The 19,157-nt window shown below is 38.9% G+C and carries 15 protein-coding genes; 4 read left to right on the top strand and 11 right to left on the bottom strand.

Translation table 11 applies throughout. From position 1 onward, the window contains the following. Nucleotides 1–65: 65 nt before the first annotated feature. Nucleotides 66–1,250 carry a CaiB/BaiF CoA transferase family protein gene (locus tag ACIQXI_RS20460; protein ID WP_402928164.1) on the top strand — a complete coding sequence of 395 codons (1,185 nt, stop codon included), beginning with the start codon at nucleotides 66–68 and terminating at the stop codon, nucleotides 1,248–1,250. A gap of 140 nt (nucleotides 1,251–1,390) precedes the next feature. Here ACIQXI_RS20460 and ACIQXI_RS20455 read toward each other — a convergent pair whose 3' ends face one another. From ACIQXI_RS20455 to ACIQXI_RS20445, 3 genes are all read right to left on the bottom strand, one after another. Further along, nucleotides 1,391–2,893, bottom strand: a complete 1,503-nt coding sequence (locus ACIQXI_RS20455; protein ID WP_402928162.1) for a hypothetical protein — start codon at nucleotides 2,891–2,893, stop codon at nucleotides 1,391–1,393. Between the two features lie 430 nt (nucleotides 2,894–3,323). Continuing rightward, entirely contained in the window at nucleotides 3,324–3,878 is a 555-nt protein-coding gene (locus tag ACIQXI_RS20450) for an HPP family protein (RefSeq protein WP_402928161.1), read from the bottom strand. Between the two features lie 248 nt (nucleotides 3,879–4,126). After that, complete coding sequence (locus ACIQXI_RS20445; protein ID WP_402928159.1) at nucleotides 4,127–5,482, bottom strand: acetamidase/formamidase family protein; 1,356 nt, start codon at nucleotides 5,480–5,482, stop codon at nucleotides 4,127–4,129. A gap of 303 nt (nucleotides 5,483–5,785) precedes the next feature. On the opposite strand from ACIQXI_RS20445, the gene ACIQXI_RS20440 reads away from it, so the two are divergent. Together ACIQXI_RS20440 and ACIQXI_RS20435 are read left to right on the top strand one after the other, a co-directional pair. Beyond that, nucleotides 5,786–6,508: a response regulator transcription factor gene (locus ACIQXI_RS20440; RefSeq protein WP_402928158.1), complete on the top strand. Its 723-nt coding sequence runs from the start codon at nucleotides 5,786–5,788 to the stop codon at nucleotides 6,506–6,508. Next, entirely contained in the window at nucleotides 6,505–7,896 is a 1,392-nt protein-coding gene (locus tag ACIQXI_RS20435) for a sensor histidine kinase (RefSeq protein WP_402928155.1), read from the top strand. Before ACIQXI_RS20440 ends, ACIQXI_RS20435 begins: the two co-directional genes overlap by 4 nt. A gap of 41 nt (nucleotides 7,897–7,937) precedes the next feature. On the opposite strand, the gene ACIQXI_RS20430 is transcribed toward ACIQXI_RS20435, so the two are convergent. From ACIQXI_RS20430 to ACIQXI_RS20405, 6 genes are all read right to left on the bottom strand, one after another. After that, nucleotides 7,938–8,297 (bottom strand): YxeA family protein, encoded by a 360-nt coding sequence (locus ACIQXI_RS20430; RefSeq protein ID WP_402928154.1) that lies wholly within the window; start codon nucleotides 8,295–8,297, stop codon nucleotides 7,938–7,940. 1 nt (nucleotide 8,298) lies between these two features. Continuing rightward, nucleotides 8,299–10,167, bottom strand: coding sequence for an FtsX-like permease family protein (locus ACIQXI_RS20425; protein WP_402928153.1), 1,869 nt, complete (start codon nucleotides 10,165–10,167; stop codon nucleotides 8,299–8,301). Then, nucleotides 10,154–10,921: an ABC transporter ATP-binding protein gene (locus ACIQXI_RS20420; RefSeq protein ID WP_402928152.1), complete on the bottom strand. Its 768-nt coding sequence runs from the start codon at nucleotides 10,919–10,921 to the stop codon at nucleotides 10,154–10,156. The genes ACIQXI_RS20425 and ACIQXI_RS20420 overlap by 14 nt, the downstream gene beginning before the upstream one ends. A 346-nt stretch (nucleotides 10,922–11,267) precedes the next feature. Then, a complete protein-coding gene (locus ACIQXI_RS20415; protein ID WP_402928151.1) occupies nucleotides 11,268–11,741 on the bottom strand; it encodes a glutathione peroxidase in 474 nt (157 codons plus the stop codon). Nucleotides 11,742–11,757: 16 nt separating this feature from the next. Continuing rightward, nucleotides 11,758–13,092 (bottom strand): FAD-dependent oxidoreductase, encoded by a 1,335-nt coding sequence (locus ACIQXI_RS20410; RefSeq protein WP_402928149.1) that lies wholly within the window; start codon nucleotides 13,090–13,092, stop codon nucleotides 11,758–11,760. Between the two features lie 308 nt (nucleotides 13,093–13,400). Further along, on the bottom strand, nucleotides 13,401–13,688 hold the full coding sequence (locus ACIQXI_RS20405; RefSeq protein ID WP_402928147.1) for a DUF6509 family protein: 288 nt from the start codon (nucleotides 13,686–13,688) through the stop codon (nucleotides 13,401–13,403). 180 nt (nucleotides 13,689–13,868) lie between these two features. Between ACIQXI_RS20405 and ACIQXI_RS20400 the strand changes: the two genes are divergently transcribed. Further along, nucleotides 13,869–15,053: an alanyl-tRNA editing protein gene (locus ACIQXI_RS20400; RefSeq protein WP_402928145.1), complete on the top strand. Its 1,185-nt coding sequence runs from the start codon at nucleotides 13,869–13,871 to the stop codon at nucleotides 15,051–15,053. A gap of 102 nt (nucleotides 15,054–15,155) precedes the next feature. Here ACIQXI_RS20400 and ACIQXI_RS20395 read toward each other — a convergent pair whose 3' ends face one another. Together ACIQXI_RS20395 and ACIQXI_RS20390 are read right to left on the bottom strand one after the other, a co-directional pair. Further along, nucleotides 15,156–17,594: an S-layer homology domain-containing protein gene (locus ACIQXI_RS20395; RefSeq protein WP_402928144.1), complete on the bottom strand. Its 2,439-nt coding sequence runs from the start codon at nucleotides 17,592–17,594 to the stop codon at nucleotides 15,156–15,158. A gap of 26 nt (nucleotides 17,595–17,620) precedes the next feature. Then, nucleotides 17,621–19,063: an Ig-like domain-containing protein gene (locus tag ACIQXI_RS20390; protein WP_402928143.1), complete on the bottom strand. Its 1,443-nt coding sequence runs from the start codon at nucleotides 19,061–19,063 to the stop codon at nucleotides 17,621–17,623. Between the last annotated feature and the right edge of the window lie 94 nt (nucleotides 19,064–19,157).

Genomic DNA, 19,157 nt, shown 5'->3' with positions numbered 1-19,157 from the left:
AGAAAAGCGCTACTAATGCATGGAAACGACTGCATGGTAGCCTACACAAAAAGGGGTTGGAAGATTTGGGTATTTTAAAGGGGTTAAAAATTCTCGATTTTTCTGCATTACTACCGGGGCCAATGGCGACAATGATTTTTGCTGACCTAGGTGCGGAGGTCATCCATGTGGAATCCTCCAAACGCGTAGATTTAACGCGTATTATGCCTCCTTATGATGAAGATCATGAGGCATATATTCATCAGCACTTGAATCGTTCAAAAAAGTCACTTACATTAAATTTAAAAGCGCCAGAGGCTGTTGAGATTATAAAGTCACTGATACAAGAGTACGACGTAATTATTGAAGGTTTTCGTCCAGGTGTTATGGAACGACTCGGAATCGGCTACGAAGCATTAAAAGAAGTAAATCCAAAATTGATTTATTGTGCAATTACAGGTTATGGGCAAACAGGGCCATATAGCAACCGACCCGGTCATGATAATAACTATTTAGCATTGGCAGGGGTGCTCGACTATTCGCGTCATCAGGACAAAAAGCCTGTTTCGATGGGGATTCAGCTGGCGGATATTGCAGGGGGCACGATGCACGCTGCCATCGGAGTACTAGCTGCAGCACTCCATCGCGAAAAAACTGGGGAAGGTCAATATGTTGACATCAGCATGACTGATGCCGTGTTCTCACTTAATGCTATGTATGGCTCTGCCTATATTGGTGGTGGTCGTGTTCCTCAGCCTGAGCAAGAAATATTAAACGGCGGTAGCTATTATGATTTTTATAAAACAAAGGATGGTCGATTTTTCTCCGTGGGCAGTCTTGAACCACAGTTTCGTAGGTTGCTCTGTGAAGCACTAGATATTCCTGAACTAATCGATAATACGTTTAATGATTCGTACTATACACAGATTCGCTTTAAAGAGGCCGTGCACGATGCCTTTTTGTCGAAAACCTACAATGAATGGCTTGAAGTCTTTAACGAAAATTTTGAAGGTTGTGTGGAACCCGTATTGACCTTTCCCGAAGCATGCGAACATCCTCAATTACAAGCTCGTGGCATGATTGTGGAGATTCCGAAAAACGATGGTACAACACAAAAGCAAATTGCATCTGCCTTTAAGTTTGATGGAGCCAATCCAACGTACAAGCACGTTGGTGCAAAGCTAGGCGAACATAACGAAGAAGTACTAACGTCAATTGGCTATAGCACGGAACAAATCAATGCACTTCAAGAAAAAGGTGTTTTAGAATAATAAAGTGCCAGGCACTCAAACAATTCTCACACAATTTCTGAACGGGTTCTATGGAACATACAACAAGCTAAATTAATATCTATTAAATTAAAAAGAGTATCCAATTAAGTCTATCCGACTTCAGTGGACACTCTTTTTTGTTACACATACGCACTAATAAAGACTCGTAGCTTTTCGAAATGGTCTTCCACGAGTAAATATTTTTTATAAACTTCTATTAATTTCTCAAATAGCTCGTACTGCTCTGTGACAAATAGGACCTTTAAAATATTGATCATATGCAACGAAGCGCTCTGTGCTACTAAAAAATATGGGGCGTTCGGCTGGCGGTAATGTTGGCGCCATTCTTCCACCGACAGGCCAATATGTTGTAAAGAATTATTTACTTGCAATGCTATATCTTGTTGCACCGATGCCTCAATAGCAATAAGTTGCTCTTTACTGTAATTTTGCTGGACTAATGCTGCATTTATTTTTTTATTGGATGCGAGGCCATGTTCTTTTAACAGTGTTAACCCCTCTTGATAACGTCCCAATCTGACATAGGTATCTAATAATACAGCATACAGATTTTCTAAGTAATTTAAATTATAATTTTTGATGATTGCTGGTGGTGTTGGTTTTCGATTTGGCAGTAAATCTTTATACTCCAGTAAAATTTCTATTGCGTAGTTATTAAGCCGTTCATCTTCTAATAAATATTCGCCATAGCGAAGGACATGTTCATAATCACGTTCTTGATGAGCTATGCGCAATAAAATATAGGCAATCAAAACCTTTTCCTTCTCTGTTAATGCATACATAGAATAACGCCAATCTGTCTCAAACGAAGCGACCAACTCTTTAATGCATTGATATTGCCCTTCTGATAACCGAAAATGCGTAACAATTTGGTAAAGTCGTAACTGCTTTTTCGCTAAACATGATAAATTACAGTTATCCACATAGGTTATACACTTATCCAGTATGTTTTTATAATTATACACAGAGTTATCCACATGTTCACAAAAAATTGTTGAAGATTGTTCAAAATGACCCATAATTTCATGGATAAATGTGAATTGTTCCAAAGGTTTGTGGATAAGCAGTGAATAAACTTTTTTCATAAACAGCCAATGCCAAAACAACGCTTCTTCGTTATAAATCATATGCACAAAATAGTCATTATTAAATTTATATAAAAAGATTGTTTGTAACTCATTTACAGGTAACTTAACTTGCCAGCGCTTTCCAAACACAAGCCCTACTAACCGTTCTAAATCCATTGTATGCTGGGCAAAAAGTTGCTCAAAAAAGACTTGCTTCCCTTTTTGGGTATAAAAAAAGGCATTGAGACGCTCATTCACAAATTTTGTATCCATACCTTGCTGATCAAAAAATTGTTGTAACTCTGGCGATACCCGTCCCCAATATTTCCGTGCTGTCGAAAAGGCAATGTTCATCGCCGCTTCTTCATTGACTAAAAATAATTGCGTTGACAATGTAGTACCTAGTATTTTAGGATCTGCATGTGAAGTAACCTCGGCTTCCGCCCATTTTGAAAGTAATTTTTCAGCGCCATTTTCACCACTTTGTCTATATGTTATGAATAATTGCTCATCACAATCCAACAGCATACAACCAGAGCCCCCCATCAAATTCATGCAATAAAAATCTTCCTCTATCCTGCGAAAATATATTTCTCAAATATTTCAATACTCTTTCTCCAATATATCAAATCCTATCCAACATATGCTAAAAATTTATAAATATGCACAAGAAAAGAGCTAAAGTGTTCGTCTATCCAACACTTTAGCTCTAACTTAGAGCAACATTAATATACTCCAACGCTCGTTTAATTTTATACAAAGGAAAAATGAGCGCATCTGATCTTTACCCTTAAGTTGGTAGCCCAGTGTATTGTCTCAGATGGCTCATTGCCCGACGCTCTATATGAGCGCCATCATATTTACATACTTAAGTGTCTACTAATTCTAAGAAAAGTTAACACTCCCAATGCAGTAGACGGATGACAAAAAATTTAGTTACACAAAATTTAATAAAAAGTTTTTATTTTTTATTACAGCCAACTGCTCACCAATACTGCGGGTATTTCCTTGTCTGTCGTAAATTATTTATCACCAAGCCAAAGAGGACAATAATGACTGCGCCTATTAACACTGGCATCAATAAATAGCTCCAGCCGTATCCTCCTAAAATGATGATAATCGGATTTGCTCCGGCTGGCGGATGGATAACACCCGAAAATGCCATGAAAAAAATCGTTAATCCAACACCAAGGCTGATTGATACGATATTTGATCCTAATAAGGCATTCATCGCCAATCCGATAAAGGCTGAAATTAGATGGCCACCAATAATATTACGTGGTTGCGACAATGGCGCATTCCATACAACAAAAACGAGTACACAGCTCCCTCCAAGAGATGCCATTAACCAAGGTGCGCCTGTAAAATTTGTTAAACAAAGTAATACAAAAATACAAAGTAAACCACCAACTGCACCTGTTATTGCATCCGCCAGATTAGTTCTTGAAGGAGCATGTCCACCGCCACTCATCTTAGCTATGTATGCTTTTATCCGATGATTTTTTGTTTCCTTTTCTTGCAAACGTACGAAATCTGCCATAGTCACCATCCTTGAATTTAAAAATTAAATTATATCTAAAGTAATTAAAAATGTAGATTTAGAAGCTTTTATTATTATATCAGTAAAAAGGGAGATTACAATTTGACTATTATATTTTAATAATGCTAAAAGTTGCAATAGTACAATCGAAATTTCCCAAAATATTTAAATGCCAAAAATAAATCCCACAGCAAACGCCGATTTAAGTCAGCATAGCTATGGGATTTATATTGGTTAACAATTAAAGCCTAATCGTACTGCTTTTTAACTGGTTTATAAATGCGCGCTTTTTTTAGCACAGGCTTCGGCACTTGGAATGTTGCAGTCACAACACCTGGATGGCGGCCTATTTCAATAGATCCCGAAATAGTTGCGCGATTCATCACTTCCGGCTCAGTCATTTCAAATAGTTTTGCTGCTCGATTAATGGCATTCGTTGTCGCATCGTTTAAGGTTGTCCCTGTACCAACTACAGATACTGGGAATGCTTCTTCCACTTGCTTTACACCAAATTCCTCCGCTAATTCGCGAGCTCGGCGTTTTTCTTCCTTAGAAAAAGGTTTCGCTGTATATGGCAGATCCTCTTCGTTTGGTAATAAAATAGGACCTTCAAGGGCTACTTTTTTCAAAACACTTACTTGCAGTTGGACAATGCCCGCAACATCTGTTGTGTGCCCGGCAATTTCACCATCTCCTTGCATCGCGTGCATATCGCCAATGTAGACGCCACCACCAGGTACTTTCACTGGACAAATAATCGTCGCACCTTCACGAACTCGACTAATATCCATATGGCCATCTGTTCGGTGAGCATCTAATTCAGCTTGTGTAAATGCATATTCATGTGGCGCTCCTATTAAAAATGAACCAAAATCACCCGCATTATGTGAATCGGGCATCGCCTTCGAAGGCGTTGTTCCCAGCTGCCCTAAAAATGGTCTCATTCTTGCCATCACACCTATTAAATCGCTCGGTGCTAACGCTACCACAGGATTTTGCATCGATTTTTCAGGTGTGCGCATATAATTTTTCGCATCTAGCGCTATACGTCGAGCTCCTTCTCGTCCGACCGTTACACCAATATTGCCTTTTTGATCAAGTGCCATTGTATAGCCGTTTGTCATTTTAAATGGCGCTGTTTCCGTATCACACGTTGAACAGCGTATAGCTTGTGAGCCAATACCAGTTACCACAGTACTTGGATGGAGTTTACCGCAGCCAGGGCATTTTACCGATACAAACGGATCACCGATAAATCGGTCCACAATGGCCTCATCATGCCCAGATGCTGTCGCAAGAGATGTTACCTGGATAGATTTAATAGTAATAACAATGGCATCACCAACCTCAGCGCCTTCAACATAAACAGGCTTCGTAACTTCGTGCCCACCACGAATGGTTGGTGTTAACATGGGTCCCCAGCAACCAGGCGTTGTATTCGCAATGATTGTACCTCCATTTTTCACAGGGCCAAGCATTGGTTGCTGTGGATCTAAAATGCCGTCGATGAACTCATTGACAAACAATGTTTCCACTGCCTCCACCTGCTGTACACTTTCATCATTTTCTGGTTGTTTAGCTTTTTCATGCATTTCTGTAATCATGTTCATCCACTCTCCCAATCCAAAAAATAGTTATGTAAAAAGACAACTCTCCACTTCTGAGTAGAGAGCTTATTTATTGATATACAAATCATCTAACTTATTATCTTTATTTCGACATGGAAAACAAAAGTTCCTGCTATTTCGAGTAAAGCATTAGCATTTGATTATTCATCTTTTTGATAAATCAGCTTGTTCGTGAAGAAAGTGACACTTCTATAGCATTTCATCACATTTCGTCTTTCCAGCACTTTCATTTATAATAAAGAAAGCTAAAATGAACCTTAATAGAAAGGGCGTATGACTGTGCCTGAACCAACTATTTTAATCGTAGAAGATGAGGCTGATTTAGCTAATCTGCTAAAGGTTAGTCTCCAAAAAGAAGGCTATAAACAAATATATACAGCTGGCTCGATTGCCAATGCTTGGACTTGCTTTCAACAAATAAAACCCGATATCGCGCTACTTGATGTGATGCTTCCAGACGGTGAAGGCTATGATTTATGCCGCCGCATTCGTGAAGTATCCCATATTCCAGTTCTTTTTTTGTCAGCTAAAAATGAAGAGATCGATAAAATTTTAGGTCTCGCCATTGGTGGAGATGATTATATTACAAAACCTTTTAGCCCTAAAGAAGTTGCTTATCGTGTAAAGGCCCAACTGCGTCGTGCAGGTTATCAAATACAGGAGGCTTCGCCGACTACTACTGCAAAGTTCATTCAAGTCGGTCCATTTGTACTTAATAGCGATGAAACAGAAGTACATAAGGATGGTATTTTATTAGAGCTAACGGCTAAAGAAATCGGATTAATGGCTTGCTTTATGCATCATCCAAATCGCATTTTAAGTAAGGAAACTTTATTCGAGCATGTCTGGGGTGAGGACTTTTTTGGGTCCGACAATACGGTTATGGTACATATTCGCCGTTTGCGGGAAAAAATAGAACATGATCCATCTAAACCGCTTTATATTACAACAGTCAAAGGGCTTGGCTATAAATTTGTCGTGCCAAAAGAGCCACAAATATGAAATGGCGATTAACTGCCCGCTTTCTCCTATCTATTTTGTCTATTGTCATCATTGTGATTTTCGTCAATACCGCCATTTTAATTGGGCTACTTATATATCAGCAGCTAAATAAATTTGAAAGTGCTACTGCCGATACCGAGGAAATCTTTGTGCGCAGTTTTCAGCAGTATATTGATATAACTAATGGTCAACCTACTGTAAGTGAAGATGGTCTACAACATTTACATCAAAGAAATGCTTGGATTCAATTACTTGATGTAAATGGGCAAGTGATCGATGCCTATTTCGCACCTCAAAAGGCACTTGCTCATTATACGCCCGTTGATTTAATTCAAGTGTACAAGTATAAGGAGTTCGATGTTGATACAACGGTTTATGTAGGTAGTAAAGATAATATTAGCTATTTAATTGGTATAAAAGGCAGTGGTGTTTCGAGGTTAGTAGTTCACCTTTCGAGCGCATCGATACTACCCCTTATCGGGAAATATGGATTGCTAATAGTTATTGCCGATTTATTAGTCGCAACACTTGTCGGCTGGTTGTTTGGCCGTACATTAACGAAACCTCTTTATGCCATGATAGAACGTATCCAGCATTTAAAAAATCACAAGCACCTGCCAATAAACGTACCAAAAGGTCTCTATCGACCTGTGTTCGAAAATTTAAGTGAAGTATCGAGTGAGTTAGCTGCCTATGAGCAAGAGCGGAAGCGTCTTGAGACGATGCGTGAAGAATGGATTAGCAATGTCTCACACGATATGAAAACACCACTTGCCTCCATTCGTGGTTATGCAGAGTTATTAAATGATGGAGGTTTAACACCTAAAGAACACAACGAATACGCGCGAATTATTGAAAAACAGTCGTTGCATATGCAAGATTTACTTGAAGATTTAAACTTAACAATGCGGCTAAGACATCAGCAGCTTCCACAGACATTAACTGAGGTCAATATCGTCCAATTTATGCGTGAAATTATTATCGACACATTAAATACACCAACGTATGAACAAGCAAATATAGAATTCGAGGCAACAGCAGAGGTCATTGTCCATTCAATTGATGAACACTTTATGCGGCGTGCTGTTGTGAATTTTTTACACAATGCCATAGTGCATAATTGTCCTGAGGTATGTGTTCACGTGTTAGTAGAAGCGCACACGATCACCATAACTGATAATGGTCGTGGTATAAGTGCGGAAGACCTTACTCATATTTTTGAGCGTTACTATCGTGGGACAAATACGGAGCAAAAACAAGGTACTGGACTTGGTACTGCTATTGCACGAGATATTATTGAAGCGCATGGAGGAACAGTGACTATTACATCTGAGGAACAACAAGGAACAACGGTAACAATCCATTTGCCTCAGGTGATGGAAAAATAAAAAGAGGAGCGGTCCAATTACACATGGACTGCCCCTCTTTATTATTTTATTTGTGCCTGGACCTTAGCCGGCATATCATCAAATTGAATTTCATCATAAGACGTCACTTCGTTATTATTTTTCACATAAAGTTTTAGATAAGCATCTAGGCGTAAATTTTTTTGTGCAGAAAATGTTAAGGTCATTTCTTCCCCGTTCTCTTTAAATGCTGGTAGCTCATACCAATATGTTTGTATTATTTGCCCGTCATTGGCCTTATATTCCTCTACTTCCCCATCGGTCGTTATATGCACATAGAATGTGTCTTTATTTAAACGGTTAAAGTCTACTGTCATGAGGACAATTAGACCTGCCACAAACAAAATAAACAGCGCTCCAATGCTTATAAACATCTTTTTCATATTAATTCCCCTGTCTCACAATTTTATAAAACGACCGTACAGTAAAGAGATAATACAAGCCGTAAATGATGGAATAGGCAATCATCCATAATAACACAGGCTTAGTTATATCCATATTAAATAATTGTGAAAATGCTAGCAGCGCGAAAGCACTGTGTACGATTCCCACAATCAGTGGTGCGCCAAATATAACAGCAACCTGCCCTGCAACGGTTTTTAAAATTTGTTTACTATTTACACCGATTTTATTTAATACTGCATACTTCGCTTGATCTTCTTCTGCCTCTGTTAGCACTTTAAAATAAATAATACTGCCGGTAGCCGCTAAAAATACTAGCCCTAAAAAGCTTCCAACAAACAATAATGAACCGACCGTCCCTAGACTATCTTCATAGCTTTGAGGCACACTTGAAAACCACTCTTGTTGCTCGGAAGTAAGCTGTCCAAAAATTTCTTTGGATACACTTTGTTGCTTCAAGTCATTGCCCATGCCAACAACCTGCATCGTGACCCCTTCTGCATTCGTCTTTTCAAACACCTGATCGTTGACAACAAGCACAGTGCCAGCTGGCATAAAGTTTAGCACACTATCTGTATACATTTTGTCGATATGAAACGATTCCCCACTCTGCAATTTAAAGTTTTCACCCGTAAAGTCATGCGAAAAACGTTCATCATAGTTAACGTCTAGTAGTACAGCGGAGCCATCTGCAATCTGAAGCTCACGTTCATTCCCTTGCAATGAGGCTAAATGATTGTAATCTGATTCCTTCAATAATGTATATTCAAAAAAAGCAAATTCATTATCGACACGTAAATTTTTTGCATGGATTGTTTCGTTGTATTTCACGTTCTGTTGATCAAATTCAACAGCTTCACCCTTCCACATAAATGTGTTGGGCAGCATATGACGTACTGACGCTTCAGTATTGTAATACATCCCAAATACTCCGCCACCAGCTGTAATGGTTGTTGCACTTAAAATGGCGATTATGGACAATGATTTAGCGTTTGCCCGTATACGATACAATAATTGTGAAACGCCTATTAAATTCAAGCCTCTCCAAGACCAAGTTGTTGCTTTTTTCAACGCCGTCAGTACAAACACACTTACACTATGGAACAGTAGATATGTCCCGACAATTGTGAAACCGATTACTAAAAGTGGCGTACCAAGAATAGAAAACACTTTCCAAATGGAACTTGTAAAAATATCAGAAGAGGCTGTGTAATAGCCAAATGCAATCAATATTGTTCCTAGAATAGCCGCTAACAGTGATGCACGTGGAATTTTCTCGCCTTGCTTCTCAGCATGGAATAAGTCGATTAGTTTAAATTGATAAATCACGCGGTAGCCCTGTACAGAAGTCAATAGGAATAACACTGCAAAGATTCCCGCCGTTTGAAATACTGCTTCAGGTGTAAATGTTAAATTCGCTACGACCTGATAGCCCATTAATCTTACTAAAATTGTTAATAACACCTTTGACATAAAAAAGCCGATTACAATACCTAAAATCAGTGATACGAGCCCAATCACTAAATTCTCAAAAAAGAGCATTAGGCCGATTTTTTGTTTACGTACACCAAGTAACGAATAGAGTGCCACTTCTTTTTTCCGCTTCTTCATAAAAAACGAATTGGAGTATGCGATAAAAATCACAATGAAAAATAAAAGTACAATCGATGATGCACTCATTAATCCTTTAATTTGTTGCGACATCCCTGTGGAACTTGCAAGATCGTCACTGTATTTTAGCGTGACAAATGTAAAGTAAATGACGATACTAAATACCATTGAGGCGATATATAAAAAATAATTGGATAAATTGCGCTGAATATTTTTACGCGCCAAACTAAATAACGTCATTTACTCCACCTCCGATGCCTGCAAGCACCTGTAAAATCTCCTGGAAAAACTGCTTTCTCGTTTTGACGCCACGATGAATCTCCTTGGAAAGCTTGCCGTCCTGAATAAAGAGAATACGCTGACAGAAGCTTGCTGCAAATGCGTCATGTGTAACCATCATGATCGTTGCCGCATGTGTTTGATTTAAATCGCTTAAGCTCTCGAGTAAATCTGTCGCTGATTTTGAATCGAGTGCACCTGTTGGTTCATCGGCGAATATAAGTTTCGGTGCGGTTACTAATGCACGGGATGAAGCTGTTCTTTGCTTTTGACCACCAGAAATTTGATAAGGATATTTATCTAGTAGCTCACGAATGCCAAACAACTGTGCAATGCGCTCTACTCTTATAGCTATTTCCTGCTGGGGTACTTTTGCAATTGCCAACGGTAGTACAATATTTTCACGAACGGTTAAGGAATCGAGCAAATTATAATCTTGAAAGATAAATCCTAAATTATCACGACGGAAATCTGCTAATTGCGTGTCTTTCATCTGTGCTAAATTTGTATTACTGATTACTATATCGCCCGTTGTTGGCGTATCAATTGTTGCTAATACATTTAAAAGCGTGGATTTCCCAGCTCCTGATGGCCCCATTACACCGACAAACTCACCTTGTTCTACTTCAAATGTGATATTTTCAAGCGCTGTAAAAGTATTCGCGCCTTTGCCGTATGTTTTTCCTACATTTTGTACCTTTAATAATGGCGTCATATACGCTCACCTCTTTCTGACTCCAGTATACGACCCCAAACTTACAGCAAAATTGTCGCAAGCTTACAACAACCTTAAATCAAAAATCAGAAATGACAACTGTCGTGGATTTCCGCTACTGACGGCCGCTTTACGCGGGCACACCGTAAGCCGCAGGAGTCGCCCGCTCTCCGCTCCAATCCACTAAACAAGGAAAGTTACACGGTAATTAAGCAGAGAAAAAATAGAAAAAGACATCAAGAATGAACTACCTTCTCAATGTCTTTTTCCGACGCTCTATTGCATGCTGCAAATAAATCATATTAATTTTTCAACTAGAGGATATGTTACTATCCCCAAAGTACTTCTAACCTAATACTTCCTTAATATCTTCCTCAAAGCTACTCGGTTTATCGGCAGAGCCGTAGCGTTTAATAATTTCTCCGTTGCGATCTACTAAAAATTTTGTAAAGTTCCACTTAACGCTACTACCAAGGAAGCCTTTAGAGTGGGACGTCAAGTAGTCAAAAACCGGGTGTGCATCCTTGCCATTGACCTTCACCATTTCATGCATCGGGAACGTTACACCATACGTTAATCGGCATTGTGAGGCCGCTTCTTCAGCAGTGGCAACTTCCTGCTTAAACTGATTAGAAGGGAAGCCAAGCACAACAAGTCCCTCATCCTGATATTTTTTATAAAGCTCTTCTAAGTCCTCAAACTGTGGTGTGAAACCGCATTTCGTCGCTGTATTAACAATTAACATGGCTTTCCCTTTATAACGCTCTAAGCTATATTCTGACCCATCTTCTAATGCTACGTGAATATCATAAATACTCATTACTAAGTCCCCCTTATTATAAACGTCCATTCATTCTAGCAACCTGTTGTAACGGATCCCATACACCATTAAAAGGAGGTGCATAGGCTAAATCTAAATCAAGTAAATCCGGTAATGTCATTTTATTGTATAACGCTGTTGCAAAGACATCGATGCGTTTATCCACACCAGCTGGTCCAACAATTTGTGCACCTAACAGTTGTTGATCTCGTTTGCGCACAATAATTTTAATAAACATTCGTTGGGCTCCTGGGTAATAACCTGCAATATGACGAGCCGACAATTTATATGCCTCATAGTCAAAACCAAGCTCCTTAGCGCTACGCTCATTAATGCCTGTTGTGGCAATCGTTAAGTCAAAAAATTTCAGTATAGAGGTGCCGACAATGCCTCGAAACGGTGCAAATTTCCCTGACATATTAAGACCTGCCAACCGCCCTTGTTTATTAGCGGTCGTACCAAGTGGAACATAATCTAAACGTTCTTTTACAATATGGAAATGCGTGGCACAATCTCCTGCCGCATAGATATTTTTTACCGACGTCTCTAAATGGCGGTTTACAATAATTGCGCCATTTTCGGCAAGTACAATATCTGTCCCATTTAAAAATTGCGTATTCGGTTTAATACCCGCAGCGACAATGACTAAATCGGTATCAAACGTTCCATTATCGGTAACGATACGCTCGACACGAGATGTACCTTCAAGCCCTTCCACACTTGTATTTAAGAGAAGCTCAATACCTTGTTTTTTCGCTTCGTCATGAACGTGCTTTGCTAGCTCTTCATCTAAAATATTGGCAACTTGATTCCCTCGCTGAATAAGTCGAACTTTCTTACCACATGCATGGATCGTTTCTGCCATTTCCAGCCCAATATAGCCCCCGCCAAGAATCGTTACTTGCTCTATATTTGACGATAGATCGGCAAGTAAATCTTCTAACGCAGGAATTGTTTTCACTTTATGAATACCTGCTAAATCAGCACCTTGTTGCACTGGAATAATGGGATCAGCACCTGTAGCGATAAGAAGTTTATCATAAGCAATTTGGAATGTTTCGCCTGAAGCTTGTGTTCCCATAACCAACTGCTTCTTTACATCGATATGTTCGACTTCATGTCCAACGCGTGCATCAATACCATATTTATCACGGAACGTTTCAACATCTCGCGCAATGAGACGCTTTGTTGATGAAATCCGTCCATCTACTACATACGGCAATCCACATTGTCCATATGAATAAATATAACCCCGCTCTAAAGAGGTTATTTCTGCACCAGGTACATTTCTGTAAATTTCCATAGCGGCTGACATGCCCGCCGCATCTCCTCCAATGATTACGAATTTCACCCTTCAAGCCCCCTTGTCATTACACCTAGTTTTTTTATTTTTCATAGATGACGTTTCCCGTCAGTCATAGCACATGAGGCATTATAAAACTTATACACCTTTTCACATGAGATGATTCATACCAACTTTTGATATGTACAATAAATTCTAATATTTGCCTCATAAATCAATGTTAACAAAAAGCGAATTACTAATGCACGTTTCCACTACCGCCTTTTTCAAATAAAATAATTAGACTACAGATGAGTAATTGCCATACAAAAAAACAGGTAAAGAAAACGATGTGTTTTCCTTACCTGTAGTAATACTTATGCTTTAGCTATTTCTTCTTTGCAGAAAGTTAAAATTTCTCCTAATTCATCATCTTCTAACGCAAAGTCTAAATACTCTCCCTCTGCCTTTTCCATAATGAAATAATTTAAAATAAATGGAGCACCATCTTTTTCACCGATTAACACACGAATTTCAATACCTGCTTCATGGTATAATTCGTCCTCTTCGTCAATATCCACATCTAAAATAAATTCAAAACGCTTACCCTCAATAATATTCGTTGGATCTAAAATTTCTTCCATTGAGAATTGTGTAATATCCATTTATACTAGCTCCTTTATCTTTACCTATTCTTTTCTATAATAATTCAATTTCAGCATGGGTCAACTAGAAAACCTGTATACACCTCCAAGCAATTATGCCACAATAAAATAAACTTTTAGTAGGAAGCTTAATTCAGCAATAACACTTTACACACTTAAATGACATAAGGAGGCTTTTTTATGAAAGAGCTACTATATTATCAAGATGCTATGTTACGTGAATTTACAGCAACGATTGTTCGTACTGGTATTGAGGCTGATGGACGCCACTATGTTGTGCTTTCTAACACAGCATTTTATCCAACAGGTGGTGGTCAACCACATGATACGGGCACAATAAATAATACGGACGTAATCGACGTTGAAAAAGTTGACGATGAAATTCGACATTATATCGCGGGCGATGCTTCGATTTTATCTGGTGAAGTGCACGGTAAATTGAACTGGGTGCGCCGATTCGATCACATGCAACAGCACGCTGGTCAGCACATTTTAACAGCAGCATTCGTCGAACTTTTTGATGCGCCAACAGTAAGCTTCCATCTCGGCAGTGAACAAGTAACGATTGATATTGCTGTCAATTCATTATCAAGTGAACAACTTGCGGCGGCTGAAGCTCGAGCAAATGCCATTATTTTAGAAAACCGCCCCATTGAAACAAAATGGATTACAGAACAAGAGTTAGGTCATTATAACTTACGAAAAGAAGTAGCTGTCACAGGTGATATTCGTTTAGTGATTATTCCTGATTTTGATTACAATGGCTGCGGGGGTACACATCCAACATCTACAGGGCAAGTGAGCGCCATTAAAATTCTCGGTACCGAAAAAATGAAATGCAATGTACGTGTTTCCTTTGTATGTGGTGGGCGCGTTTTAGAGGAGTTAGCCATGCGCAAAACCGTATTAGCCGATGTTGCAAGACAATTAAGTGTACCTGAAGCAGAAGCTGCCTCAGCACTTGCAAAATTACTAGCTACGCAAAAAACGACTGAAAAGGCACTTGTAGCAGCAAAAGAAGAACTACTAACCTACGAAGCGAAAGCGCTAGCTTCGAGCGATACCCATGTGATTTCAGCTTCCTTCCATAATCGCACAATACAAGAACTTCAAAAATTGGCACGCTTTATTGTTACTGAACGTTGCGATGCAATCGCATTACTTGTTTCAGAAAATGAAGACAAGCTACAGTTTGTCGCTGCTCGGGGCGCACAAGTAGAAGCAAGTATGAAAGAGCTTGCCACAAAAGTTTTACCATTTATTAATGGTAAAGGCGGCGGTAGTGAGCAAATGGTGCAAGGCGGTGGCGAGCGCATTATTGCTTGTGAGCAACTGCTTGTTACTATGCAAGAAGCGTTAAATTAACAATGTAACCTTAGAGACACAACGAGCCTCGCAAGCAATTATGCTTTGCGAGGCTCATTTGTTGATATGTTCACTTCATGAAGGTTGCTTCAATCCACGAAGTTAGTCAATTAATTGCGATGTTTTTAGGAAACGCTCAATTATTACTGCAACCTCTGCACGGCTAATATTTTCAGCTGGCGCTATTGTTTGATTGCTTCTTCCCGTTACTAGACCCGCTTTTACCGATAGTGCAATGTAACGCTTTGCAAAGTCGGCAATTTCTTGCTTGTCCTTAAATGGCGCTAAAATTGTATTGACTTCCTTATCTGTTATATCTGTATTAATAATTGTTAATGTCAAGGCGCGAGCTAAAATAGTCATCGCCTGCTGACGCGTAATTTTATCGTTTGGCCCAAATTTGCCGTTACCATAGCCTTGAATTAAATTATATTCTGTAGCTGTCGTTAAATAGTCTTTGTACCAAGCATTCTCTGCCACATCGCTAAATGAATTTGTTGCTTCACTTGGCTTCAACCCTAGACCACGTACCATGATTGCTACAAATTGTGAACGTGTAATATCTTTATTTGGTTGGAAAATACCTTCGCTAGTACCTTCAATAACGAAGCGAGAACCGAGGTTATTAATAGCATTTTTTGCCCAATGTGTGTTTACATCCTCAAATTCTATCGGATGCCATACAACCGTATATAAACTATTTGTTAAACTGTTAATTACCGCAAAATACTTTCCTTCTTTTTGGACAACTTTTGTAGGCACATGATAAGTGGTACCATCCGGTCTCACCACAATTCCCGTTGTAATTTTGTTTACATCGGCGCCATCCGGGAGCGCAATTGTACGTTCTACATAGGCATTAAACTTACTTATATCACCCTTCATATTGCCAAATGTATAAGTAACTTTAAAATCAACCGGCTTCGCCACTAATGTGGAATTCAATTGCTTTGCCGCAGCATCTACCAGGTTTGCCTCATGTTCTGTTACATTAGCAATTTCTATATGAATCTTAATATCTTTTAACGCAACAGTTTCCCCTAATTGCTGTGAGATGGCATCAATATTAATTTCTTGAGCTGGCAATGTATAAGAGGTTGTCGGTGTTTGCACAACAATCGATGCTTGCTTGTTTTCCATATTTTTTACGATTTCACCATTTAGCTCACCTATGACTATATCTGCACTTGTATCATTGATAGGAATGGTTACAATCGCTTTGTTGCCCGCAGTTTCAAGTCTTTCCAAAAGTTTTTCGGTATCGGCTGTTAATGTAACAACCTTGTGATTATTAACTGTCGTCTGTACTGTTTGCCCAATCGACACTTTTTCCCCATTTACAAAAATAATCGATTCATCTGTAGGGGAAGGTTCAGGTGTCGGCGTTGGACTCGGTGTATTCGAGCCATCGTTATTACTTTCAGCAGGAGCCGCTTTTGTAATGACGATTGTGTACAGTTGACTGGATCCGCCTGTCGCCGTTACCATCACCTGAATAGTATTAGCACCTGTAACAAGTTTAATCGGCTGTGTAGCTAATGTACCGTTGACAGTAACTGTAGATGTACTTTCTTCTACAATAGGTGTAATAATGACACTATCTACTACTGAAGAAACACTTGCTGTATAGGATGTGATTTCTTTGTTAAAAGCAGGGCTTAGTGTGCCACTTGATATCATTAGATTTTTCAAATTGGCATGACCCGCTTGTGATAAAGCTTTTACAATAATCGTGAACGTTTTCGTATTCGTTACACTACCTTTCGAAATCGTCGCTGTTAACATTACAGTTTGATTCCCTTGCAATAAAGATGGGCGAGTAACCGAGCCATTATTATCAATAAATTCCGGTTTACTCGATGACCAACTAATGGTTGTTTCATTCATACCTTCAGTCGGTAATGTAAGTTTTTGCGTAGCGGATGCTGCTGAATCCCCTTCGCTATATATTACTGCTAAGGAGCTTTTATCGTTTTGGACTTTATTTAAAAGTACTTGATAAAGTATTGTATTCATTTCAGATTGAAGCACTTCTACTTTATTAAACCCTTCACTAGGTCGAACTTGCAGCAATTGTTTACACACTTCGTCTTGCTCTGCTGTTGTTAACAATATGTAGTCACTATAGTTAAGTTCTGTATCTTCTTCAAATACCGTCCATAGCTCAAAAGAATCTACAGCACTATTTACATTTATTAAAAATGAGCGGTCTGCTAATGCATTTAAATAGGTTTGTCGAACTATAGTAGTTGAAGTATAGCCACCTTGTGGACGATTTTCTATCATCCAATGGGCTAATTCGTTTTGATCTGCTGCTTTGAAATTCAAAAACATTTCATGGGCGCTAGCTGAATAATGCAAGACATTCCACTCACTAATCATAGCTGTCTTCATATCATCAGTATTGTTTGCATTATTAAATAAAGCGAAATCATATTTGGCTGCTGAGGCATCCGACAATGGTAATATACATAATGCTACCGCCAATATAATTAAAAATAGGCTAGATATCTTATTTTTTTTGTATCGAATATGACTCATCCTTTACGTATCAAAATATAAAACACTTAAAAGTTCGCTCGAATAGAAGAATAATCGCCAGGACTTAATTGTCCCCATTCAGAGCTTTCAAATATAGAAGATCCTGATTGAAATCTGTTATGTCTTTTGAAGCCACCATTATTCGGTAAAAGGGCAGTTGTTGCAGTGGGGTCCCCTAGTAAATCTACTATTTGGCCATTACACTCTAAAGCTATCGCTACAATAGTACTACCACTTGTAGCATGGTACTCAGAATTATAATATTGAGCATTTGTTATATCAAAAAAATCATAAAATATTTCATTAATTGCGACGTAATAAGCAATATATGAACTGAAGACCTCGACTCTTTCCACATTGCGAGTGCCTGTAATTGGGTTATACTGATGGATGACAATTTCATATCCAACAGGTGCTTCGACTGGATTAGGGTTAAATAGTTCGATGACATCTCTACCTTCCCCGCCTTGCACAAAATCAGATATAAAGATCATTGGGGCAGTTACAGTCACTGTAAAGCTTGTTGAAGCTTGACCCCCATTGCCATCATCTGCAGTGACGGTAATCGTACTTGTCCCTACTTCTTTTGGTGTAAGTGACAGGGTTGTCCCTCCATTTGAAGCGGCAGTAGCAATCGCTCCATTACTTGAACTAGCACTGAAGGTTAAAACATCTTGATCTTCGTCGCTAAATACATCTTGCAGGTCCACATTCCAATTAGGCCCGTTTTTATTTCCTCGTTGATTTTTAATTGTTGTTGCCACGATTGGTGCGTGATTAGATGAAGCTGCTATCACTGTTACTGTAAAGGTTGTTGAAATAATCCCTCCATTACCATCCGAAGCCGTTAAAGTAATGGTAGCTGTCCCAACTTCGTTCGGTGACACGCTCAACGTTGTGCCAGTCAAACTTACTGTCGCTATTCCTGTATTATCAGACACTGCACTAAATGTTAAAACATCGTTATCTGCATCTGTAAATACATTGCTAATATCGAATGTGCTATCGGCGCTATTCACAACTAACGTTTGATTCGTAAGAGCTTGTGCTACTTCTGGTGAAGAATTGCTATAAAGTAAACCTTCCACTTCAAAGCTACTCATTGCTCTTCCTAATTTCCCATCATCTGCAGTTACTTTTATTCTCGTATTCCCTGGTGCTAACCCTTCGATTGTCAGCTGATTGCCATTTACTGTCGTAGTAACAATTCCTACAGGAGTCGAAACTACCGAATAAGTTAAGGTATCACCATCTGCATCATAGAATAACTTACTTAAGTCAATCACCTTCGTTTGACCAAGAGCTATTGTTTGTTTTGGAATTCTTTCAGATGCAACGACAACAGGTGGTTTATTGTTAGAAGCCGCATATGTTATTTGTCCCTGTGTAGTAAAACTAAAAATAGTTGAAATGAGCAACAACAAACAAACGCATACAGCCAATTTTCTCTTGTGTATTTTGTAGTGCAAAACAGTACCTCCTTCAATTATTTGTAAATTTTTAAGTAGTATGTAAACCTCAAATCCCCTTAAAGTATCTAAATACCCCGACTGATTATAGCAA

It is taken from the genome of Lysinibacillus sp. NPDC097195 (genome assembly GCF_044762075.1).
GTDB lineage: Bacteria > Bacillota > Bacilli > Bacillales_A > Planococcaceae > Lysinibacillus.
The sequence above is the reverse complement of the archived record's forward strand: the minus strand, read 5'-3'. Positions and strand labels throughout refer to the sequence as shown.